8 protein-coding genes are annotated in these 9,835 nt (G+C 37.0%); 2 read left to right on the top strand and 6 right to left on the bottom strand.

Annotation, left to right across the window (positions count from 1 at the left end):
• Positions 1–642 precede the first annotated feature (642 nt).
• Both HCG49_RS05350 and HCG49_RS05345 read right to left on the bottom strand, forming a co-directional pair.
• Positions 643–1,164: a 5' nucleotidase, NT5C type gene (locus tag HCG49_RS05350; protein WP_168468508.1), complete on the bottom strand. Its 522-nt coding sequence runs from the start codon at positions 1,162–1,164 to the stop codon at positions 643–645.
• A 24-nt stretch (positions 1,165–1,188) separates the two neighbouring features.
• Entirely contained in the window at positions 1,189–1,416 is a 228-nt protein-coding gene (locus HCG49_RS05345) for a DUF6095 family protein (protein WP_072765322.1), read from the bottom strand.
• Between the two features lie 311 nt (positions 1,417–1,727).
• On the opposite strand from HCG49_RS05345, the gene HCG49_RS05340 reads away from it, so the two are divergent.
• Positions 1,728–2,864 carry a glycerate kinase gene (locus HCG49_RS05340; protein WP_168468507.1) on the top strand — a complete coding sequence of 379 codons (1,137 nt, stop codon included), beginning with the start codon at positions 1,728–1,730 and terminating at the stop codon, positions 2,862–2,864.
• A gap of 157 nt (positions 2,865–3,021) precedes the next feature.
• Here the strand turns inward: HCG49_RS05340 and HCG49_RS05335 are convergent, their stop codons facing one another.
• The 4 genes from HCG49_RS05335 to rplS all read right to left on the bottom strand — a co-directional run bounded on the left by HCG49_RS05335 (position 3,022) and on the right by rplS (position 9,571).
• Entirely contained in the window at positions 3,022–3,837 is an 816-nt protein-coding gene (locus tag HCG49_RS05335) for a DUF4249 family protein (RefSeq protein ID WP_168468506.1), read from the bottom strand.
• A gap of 4 nt (positions 3,838–3,841) precedes the next feature.
• Entirely contained in the window at positions 3,842–6,217 is a 2,376-nt protein-coding gene (locus tag HCG49_RS05330) for a TonB-dependent receptor (RefSeq protein ID WP_168468505.1), read from the bottom strand.
• Positions 6,218–6,338: 121 nt separating this feature from the next.
• Positions 6,339–8,558 carry an NADP-dependent isocitrate dehydrogenase gene (locus HCG49_RS05325; RefSeq protein WP_168468504.1) on the bottom strand — a complete coding sequence of 740 codons (2,220 nt, stop codon included), beginning with the start codon at positions 8,556–8,558 and terminating at the stop codon, positions 6,339–6,341.
• A 662-nt stretch (positions 8,559–9,220) separates the two neighbouring features.
• Positions 9,221–9,571: a 50S ribosomal protein L19 gene (gene rplS, locus HCG49_RS05320; RefSeq protein ID WP_168468503.1), complete on the bottom strand. Its 351-nt coding sequence runs from the start codon at positions 9,569–9,571 to the stop codon at positions 9,221–9,223.
• A gap of 106 nt (positions 9,572–9,677) precedes the next feature.
• Here rplS and HCG49_RS05315 point away from each other — a divergent pair, with 106 nt between their 5' ends.
• A complete protein-coding gene (locus HCG49_RS05315) occupies positions 9,678–9,827 on the top strand; it encodes a hypothetical protein (protein WP_168468502.1) in 150 nt (49 codons plus the stop codon).
• Positions 9,828–9,835 lie beyond the last annotated feature (8 nt).

Below are 9,835 nucleotides of genomic sequence, written 5' to 3'. Positions count from 1 at the left end.
CCGCCGCCTTTTTTTAAGAGTCCCTTCATGAAAATGAAGGGACTTTTTTTTTGCCCTTCCGCAAAGTAGTTCCGCAAAGTAGATCCGCAAAGTCTCCCGACTTTGAGGGCCATTCCTATCCAAAATAATCATACCGCCAAATCCTGCTTCTAGGACATTTCTTTTTATGTTCCTATACACCCTTTAGGCCAGTTCCGTTTTATTAAATACAGCTTCTTATGCTACTCGGTACAAGCGTGACACTCGCACTAGCGGTCAATTCCTTTGTAATTCAACAAATTGTTACACTATTACATTACGCAGCAATTAAATCAACTCATTTTCAAATTCCCGAATTCCAGAATTATTTCATTTTACATTGTTACATTAATTAATTGGTACATTTTTTACAGTGTTTACTGCTAATTGGTTATTGTTAATTGTTTCCCGCGTTAGGGATCGCAGCGGCATCCCCGCAGCGGCGCAAGGGATACAGCGAAGAGCCCGACCGACGAAGGAGGGAACGCCCAAAAAATTAACTTTGGGCTATTCCAATATGATCTGTGAAAACATGGTTTTTTTAGGGGAGCTTCCTGAGATTTAACACTAATTTCGTTCTCTGAGGAAATTACCAAATCGGCTTAATAGGCTATATCAAAAGAATTATAGCAAAAGACCTGCTACTTCACGCCAGTTGTTTGCGCGTTCGTATCCTTCGGTATGTACATTGTGAGGAGAGGTAAATAAAATCTTTCGACCCTTAAAATTTTCAAGGTTGTAAGCGCGGTCATCGATTAATATATCACCAGAAAGAATGTGTTTATTGCCACATAGAATACGGTTTTTCCAATGTATGAACGGGAAATGTAGATCTAACCAATCGCTTTTTTCTCGTAAGGAGTTAGGGTACTCCATGGCCGCCGAGGCAACGTAAACTTCGTATTTCTCGGTTAATTCTTTAATGACTTCCTGACTGTCTTTGATAGGTCTTAGATTGCTAAAAAAACCATCGGTAAAAGCATGTTTCCTAATACTGTCCTGATGATGTTTGGGTACGCATTGCCATACTTCGCGGCCTAAACAATCTTCTGCTTTCAAGTTTTCTGAAAATGCTTTATTATAAAGTTCAATATGGGCGTTGTAGGCGTCCGCGAACACTTCGTCCATGTCTATAAATAAAATCATACTACTGTTTTTGAAAAATAAGGGTTATTTCTTTTTGTTGAAAAGAGCATCCATAATAGTCTTAATACTATAGAAACCAAAACTAATGGCTGCGATAGCCAACAAAAGACCGGTAATTAATACAGGCCAGTACAAAGGGTGTTCCTCGTTTTTAAAAGCCTGGTAAATGACCACTGGTGCCGTAAACATTAACGCTATAGTATAGGCAATATATTTAACGCCTTTTAATAGTAAAGCCTTGTCTGTTCTCATCTTATTATTTAAAAATCATACATGATCATACATTTATACCTGCGGGTATGACAATTCCTAATTCTTGTGCCTACTATAAAAAGAAGCAATGAAATTGAATTGGGTTTGTCGGTATGATGACACCATTATGGGATCACCCAAAAATACTAATAATGCGTAACATTAGCAGACCTAAATGGGTAATGTTGTGTTTGATATTTTGAATAATGAATGGCATCGAAATAATGAAAGACTTTATTATTTGATAAGGGAATGGTTCTTAAAAGTATTTCATTAATTTATGGTCATTATAGCATAATAATTACTTTTTTATGAAAGTTTTATTGATTCCCGATAAGTTTAAAGGTTCCCTAAGGGCAGAAGAAGTTATTCTAGCCCTCTCCAAAGGCATTCTTCGAATGGCACCAAAAACAGAAATCTTTTCGGTATTGGCATCCGATGGAGGAGATGGATTTTTAGATACAGTTAACAATTATAAGGATCTAGATAAGGTAGAAGTGGAGACTATTGATCCATTGGGCAGACCAATACGGGCTTATTACTTATATGACAAAACAACTAAAACGGCTTATATAGAATTGGCCAAAGCTTCTGGCATAGCGCTGCTTTCTTCTTCTGAACTAAATGTCATGGAAACTTCAACAAAAGGCACGGGAATCCAGATAAAAGATGCTATTATGAAGGGGGCCAAACAGATTGTAATAGGCTTGGGGGGTAGTGCCACCAATGATGGAGGAATGGGAATAGCCAGTGTTTTGGGCTATCGATTTCTAGATTCAAACGGGAATGAATTGAGGGCTATAGGTAAAAACCTGGTCCATATTTCCCGTATAGAGCGCGTTGAAGGGAATTTTCCTTGCCAAGGAGTATCCTTTATCGCCGTCAACGATGTCAGTAATCCGTTGTTTGGGGCGAAGGGCGCGGCTTACGTCTATGCCAAACAAAAAGGGGCCGATAGCGCTGAAATAAAAGCTTTAGACGATGGATTACAGCATTTATCTAGTATTGTTAGAAACACCTTCGGTACAGACGATGCTTTACTTCCTGGTACAGGGGCTGCAGGAGGTACTGCATATGGGTTAAAGGCATTTTTTAATGCCGAATTTATCAGTGGTATTAACTTTCTTTTTCAAATGGCAGAAGTGTCAAACTTGTTAGAAGAAACAAAAATTGACTACATCATTACTGGAGAAGGCAAGATAGATAAACAAACGCTTCATGGAAAACTGATAAAGGGAGTAATGGAAATTGGGCAAGAATATCAGATTCCGGTCGTTGCAGTATGTGGGAAATTGGACATTGATCCCAGTCTTTTAAAAAATAAAGGTTTGACCGAGGTTTTGGAAATTATGGATTCTAATTATTCTGTACAATATAGTATGGACAATGCCGCTAAATTATTGACGGAAAAAATATATGACTATTTTAAAGGTGAAATGGACAGCTGATTTAGGAAGGAATATTGTGCAATGAATTTAGGGACATAGAGGTATAGGGGAGGCGAAAGGAAGTATATCCATACTAGCAACAGCTTTACAGGTTTCGTTATTTTATTTTTTGAATCGAAATAGCGGCTGTTATAGGATTTTATGATAAACAACGGATTTATTCAATAACCAAAGATTTTTTAAAGGCTTCCGATAATGAAAAATATCCTAGGGGAAAGTTGTCAGGCCTAGTAGTATTGATCATGTTACCACGAACGAGGGATGGTGTAGATTCAAAAGGTCCGCCGCCGTTTTGCCCACTTTGTTCAATTAGGATTCTCATGTAATCGTAAAATTGTTTATCTACACCATTAATCTTTACGGTAATCTCTTTCCCTGGATCGATATCCTTATAAAAATAAGAAAACACAAACTGTTCACCATTGTAAAAACGGTCATCGGTGGTTAAATATAAATTGGCGCCTAAAGTAAATAGGTAATAGTCTTCTCGATCTTTATTATCCGTGAACTTTACTATAATTTCAGTTTCATCACCACTAAAAAGGGTGTCGTCACCTTGTGAGATGTCGTCTATTGGAACACTTGGAATTAAGTTTGCCTCTCCTTTATAAGTATCTCCGTCATACACTACCGTTAATTCATAAGTTGATTGAGCATTGGAAGGGAAATTGTTGTTTTTAGGGAAATAAACACCAGAATTCTCCATTTCTTGAAACTCATAACGCCTATTTAGGTCCAAATCGGTTATGAAAACAGTGGCTCCGTTGGCAGGAGGTGTTTCATTATCAAAAAAAGGAGCAGATAAGCTTAATATCACGGCACCATCTATCATTTGGGGGTCCTCGTTTAAATACAGGCCAAAATGTGCGTCTATCACAAGCTTTGTTTCGCTGGTGGGCAACTCCACCTCGATAACATCTTCACAACCTAAAAAAGCCTTGACCATAAGCAGTAAAAAGAGTTTCCTGATCATTTTATTAAAATTTAAAATTATAGGTTACGGATGGTACTAATCCAAAAATAGAGGTCCTGACGGCTTCATTCATTTTAGTGTCCTCATTTTGGCTAAAATTTATGGAAGCCGCATTGCGACGATTGTATAAATTGTAAATACTAAAAACCCATTCGGTTTTCCATCTTCTTCCCTCATTTTTGCGAGGTGTTAAAGTGGCCGAAAGATCTAAACGATGATAATTAGGCAATCGTGTTTCGTTGCGATTACCATAAATAGGAATCACCAGATTTTTAAACTGATACTGACCAGTTGGGTAATTGGTGGGTTGTCCGGTTTGGAAAATAAAGTTACCGTTAAAACTCCATTTTTTGTTCAGTTCATAGGAGGTATTCAAAGAAATGTCATGGGTTTTATCATACGCACTATCGTACCATTTACCATCATTGATGCCAGGTTCGCTTGTAATTCTTCCGGGGGTTCTCTGTTCTGATTTAGAAAGTGTATAGGATAGCCATCCTTTGAAGGCGCCTTCTTGCTTTCTGAATAGTATTTCTAGCCCGTAAGCTCTTGCTTCACCATTCAAAAACACCTGTTCTATAGCATCATTGGCTATTAAATCTGCTCCGTCTATATAATCTATTCGATTGCTAATGTCCTTATAATAAACTTCAGATTCAATACTGTATTCGCTGTCCTTAAAGTTTTTAAAATAACCTATGGCGTATTGATCCAATAGTTGTGGCTTAACATATCTGCCGCTAGGAGCCCAAACATCTAGTGGGGTAGGGGAACTGGTATTGGATAGCAGACTTAAATACTGAACCATGTGATTGTAGCTTGCCTTAAAGGAGCTTTTGTCGTTAATGCTATAGGCCAAGGATATTCTAGGTTCTAAGGCATTATAAGTAGCTAGATGATCACTTCTTTTAAAACTCTCTGCCCCGATAGGGGTGGCCTTTTCATAGATTTGATATTCTTCATTGAAAATTACCGGATTGTCATTGGCGTATATAAATAACTCATCTTGCCCCAATCGAATAAAATTGCTCCACCGTAGCCCATATTGAAGGCTTAGTTTATCCGAAATGCTGTGTTCGGTATCTATATAGGCTCCAAATTCATTCGCGTATTTGTCGGTCAATTTATCGGCAGTAATTCCAGAACTCTCCCTATTGGGTTTTATCTCTCCTGGATTAAAATAATGGTAAATATTATGCACCCCATAATTCAGTTGAAAAGTATTGGAAAGGTAATGTTTAAAATCGTATTTTATATTAAAATTCCGGATGCCCGAATTCCATTTAAATCCGACAAAATCTAATTCTAGTCCATAGAAATAATCAGAATAAATTAAAGACAGGTTTGAAAATAATTGATCGGAAAAAAGGTGGTTCCACCGGAAATTAAAAACCGAGTTCCCGTAGGTATTTATAAAATTTTCTGAAATATTAAAAACATCCCTTCCGAAGTATCCGGAAAGTAAAATATTGTTATGATCGTTTAGTTTATAATTTAGTTTGGTATTTAGATCATAAAAATAAGCCTTGTTTTTATTGTCAAAAAGCGGTAGGAATAAATGCGCATAGGAGGCTCTTCCTCCAATTAGAAAGGCTCCTTTTTCCTGTTTTAAAGGTCCTTCTAATAACAATCGGCTCGATACGGCACCGATGCCACCACTCATTTTAAAAGTCTTGCTGTTTCCTTCCTTTTGATAGATGTCCAAAACCGAGGATAGTCGACCACCGTATTTGGCAGGGATACCTCCTTTGTATAATTTTATATTTTTAATGGCATCTGGATTGAAAACGGAAAAGAACCCAAATAAATGTGAAGAGTTAAAGATAATGGCCTCATCTAACAAAATTAAGTTTTGATCGGCAGCCCCGCCTCTTACGTTAAAACCAGAAGCCCCTTCCCCGGCACTTGTAACTCCAGGAAGTAAAAGGATAGATTTAATAACATCAGATTCTCCAAAAACTACCGGTATTTTTTTTATACTACTGGCAGAAAGTGAGTTTATACTCATCTGTGGTTTTCTGAGCTGCAGTTGGTCAGTTTTCTGGGTGACTACTACTTCTTTTAATTGTTCCGAACTTTCTTGAAGCTGAAAACTCATTTGTTTGTTTTCAAATAGGTCAATTCGACGCCTTATTTCTTTGAAACCTAAGGAGCCTACAACAATGTCGTAACTGCCTTTTGGAAGCGTAATAGAATAAAAACCATATTCATTGGTAATGACACCAGTCCCTAGAGAAGGAAAAGCTATGGTAACGCCAATAAGGGTTTCGTTGCTCGATGCTTGGATTATAGAGCCGCTAAGAGTAAATTTTTCTTGCGAAAACAACGGAAAGGCACTTATTATAAAGGAAAGAATAAAGATTTTTTGGAGCTTCCGCATGTAGAATAATTTGAAATAAAAATATCATTATTTTTTAGTTATAAAAAGCACCATGGGTTATTAAATGCAAAAAGGCCTTCTCTACTACAGAGAAGGCCTTTTAAGCTTTATAAAAATCCTATTAGATGTTATCTATAATAGTATTTAATGTTGCACTAGGTCTCATAGCTTGTGCTACAAGGGCATCATCTGCTAAGTAGTAGCCTCCAACATTAACAGGAGAACCTTGAGAATTATTTAATTGATCCAAAATTTCGGATTCGTTTTTAGTTAACTTTTCAGCGATAGGCGTAAAAATGGATTTTAACTCTTCGTCCTTGTTTTGTGCTGCCAAAGCTTGTGCCCAATACATAGCCAAATAGAAATGACTTCCTCTATTGTCCAATTCCTTTACTTTTCTGGACGGCGATTTATCGTTGTCCAAGAATTTTTCGGTCGCTGCATCCAAGGCATCGGCCAATATCAAGGCTTTTTTATTGTTATTCTTCTCTCCGTGGTGTTCCAATGAAACCCCTAACGCTAAGAATTCTCCAAGAGAATCCCATCTAAGGTGTCCTTCAGATAAAAATTGCTCTACATGTTTTGGGGCAGAACCTCCTGCACCAGTTTCAAAAAGACCTCCTCCATTCATTAAAGGAACAATGGATAACATTTTAGCACTAGTCCCAACTTCTAAGATAGGAAATAGATCTGTCAAATAATCACGCAATACATTTCCGGTAACAGAAATAGTATCTTTTCCAGCCTTCAAGCGTTCTAGGGTGTAAGCAGTTGCTTTTTCTGGTGACATAATTTTAATGTCCAGGCCACTAGTATCATGAGAAGGCAAGTAAGCTTGTACTTTCTTGATCAATTCTGCATCATGAGCTCTGTTTTCATCCAACCAAAAAATCGCTGGATCTTTAGAAGCTCTTGCTCTTGTTACGGCTAGTTTTACCCAGTCTTGGATTGGCGCATCTTTCACTTGGCACATTCTCCAGATATCACCTTCTTCTACTTGGTGCTCAAGAAGAGTAGCTCCTGTAGTCTTATCTATAACGGCTACTGTACCTTTGGAAGAAATCTCAAAAGTTTTATCGTGAGAACCGTATTCCTCGGCCTTTTGGGCCATTAGCCCAACATTAGGAACGGTACCCATTGTGGTAGGGTCAAAAGCACCGTGTTTCTTACAAAAGTTTATGGTCTCTGTGTACACACTTGCATAGCTGCTATCGGGAATAACCGCCTTGGTATCTTGAGATTTTCCAGCTGCATTCCACATTTGACCAGAATTTCTGATCATGGCAGGCATAGAAGCATCAATAATAATATCGCTAGGTACATGAAGATTGGTGATTCCTTTATCAGAATTAACCATGGCCATGTCTGGTCCTTCCTTAATAGCTGTTGCAATATCGGCTTCAATAGACTGACGTTCGGCCTCAGGGAGTTCTTTTATTTTGTTGAGTAAACTATCTAATCCGTCATTGGCATTAACGCCTAATTTTTCGAAAGTTGTTTCATATTTTTTAAATACGTCGGCGAAAAAGACTTTTACGGCGTGACCAAAAATAATAGGGTCGGAAACCTTCATCATGGTAGCCTTCATATGCAAGGAAAACAAAACTCCTTGATCTTTTGCTTCTTTAATTTGTGCTTCTAAAAAGGCTAATAAAGCGTTTTTGCTCAAGACAGTGCTATCGATGATTTCGCCAGCTAATAGGGAGATGTTGTCTTTTAGAACAATTTTATCGCCATCAGTTTTCGTAAGAACAACGGATACGTTTGTAGCTTCTTCTAGGGTTAGTGATTTTTCGTTGGATTTGAAATCGCCTTGTCCCATCGTTGCAACATGGGTTTTTGAACTAGCCTCCCATGCTCCCATAGAGTGAGGGTTTTTCTTTGCGTAGTTTTTTACAGCTCTAGGGGCTCTACGATCCGAATTTCCTTCACGTAATACTGGGTTTACTGCACTACCTTTTATTTTGTCGTATTTCGCTTTAATTAATTCTTCTTCCTGGTTTTTTGGTTCTGTAGGGTAGCTAGGAATGTTGTATCCTTTTTTTTGAATTTCAGCTATGGCTTCATTTAACTGAGGTACAGAGGCACTAATGTTCGGTAATTTTATGATGTTGGTATCGGGCAATTTTGCCAATTTACCCAACTCTACCAAGTCGTCCGAAATTTTCTGTGACTCCTCAAGGTTTTCAGGAAAGGTAGCGATAATTCTACCAGCAAGAGAGATGTCTTTTAATTCGACTTCTATTCCGGCTGTCTTCGTAAATGCCTTTACTATGGGGAGAAAAGATTGGGTTGCTAATGCAGGAGCTTCGTCCGTTTTGGTATATAAAATTTTTGGCATTTGTATCTAAGTTTTTAAGTTTAAGCGGAACAAATATACAATTTTATAAATGCTAATTAAAGTGCCAAAGTTTTAATATTACCTTATTTTGTGAATAAAATGCAGGCATTTGAAGGGATATGCTCTAAAGAAGTGATTTTTGGAAAAAAATAAAAGCCATATCATTGCAGATTATACCTTGATATGGCTTTCTAGAAACAGTTTACAAACTTATTATTCTGTTTTATAACAAAACGGCAACCCTTGATTGCATTTGCATGACTGTTTCTACGTTTGAAACATTACTTATCTCTCATATTATAACCAAGCGATAAACCATGTTTCTTTTTCATTGTTTAAATGTCCGACTTTTTTCAACGGTGTACCTAAAAAGGCACTTCGTAATCTATCGAATCATTTTTTGAGGGCTTACCATTTTACTAATGGTTCCGCGCTACAAAAAGAATTTAACAATGAAATAAAGAACGTGAACTTTATAAGACCAACATAAACTCCTTATGTTTTGATCTTTATTAAAAGTAATAAACTTTTATCGAATAACCAAATGTTTTAATAACTTTAACATCAGTTAGTTATGAGATTATTTGGAGGCTGATTTTAAGGCATAAAAAAAAAGCATCTTTAATGAAAAAGATGCTTTTTTATCGACTATAATATGCTGCTTAGGAGCGAATCTCCTTAATTCTTGCTTTTTTACCAGTAAGTTCTCTAAAGTAGAAAATACGAGCTCTACGAACTTTACCTCTTTTGTTAACTTCAATTTTTTGAAGTGCAGGCATGTTTACAGGGAAAATACGTTCTACCCCAACAGTTCCTGACATTTTACGGATTGTAAAAGTTTCAGTACCGCCTTGACCTCTTCTTTGAATAACAACACCTTTAAAAAACTGTGTTCTTGTTTTTTCACCTTCCTTAATTTCGTAGTAAACAGTTATTGTGTCACCAGCAGAAAAGTTAGGGAAATCCTTTTTAGGAATAAATTCGTCTTGTACAAATTTTAATAAATCTTCCATTATATAATACTATTATATTATTAGCTTAAGCCAACTTTCACGATTTTCGTCAGAGGTTGATTTAATTGACTGCAAAAGTAATTATTTATTTGTAAACAACAAGGAATTGAAATTGATTTTACTTGCAAAAGTTGTTCCCGATACATTTGTGGCCTTATTGCCATACGTGGTGGCATGGAATTTCCTTACCAATGCCTTAGGATGTCTTTTGAAATCGTTTGTGCTACCTTCCACTGGTTACCACCCAACAAGTTAAAAGTATAA

This window comes from Arenibacter sp. 6A1 (assembly GCF_012272855.1).
Taxonomy (GTDB): domain Bacteria; phylum Bacteroidota; class Bacteroidia; order Flavobacteriales; family Flavobacteriaceae; genus Arenibacter.
Note: the sequence above shows the minus strand (reverse complement) of the source record. Positions and strands in the feature narration are given on the sequence as shown.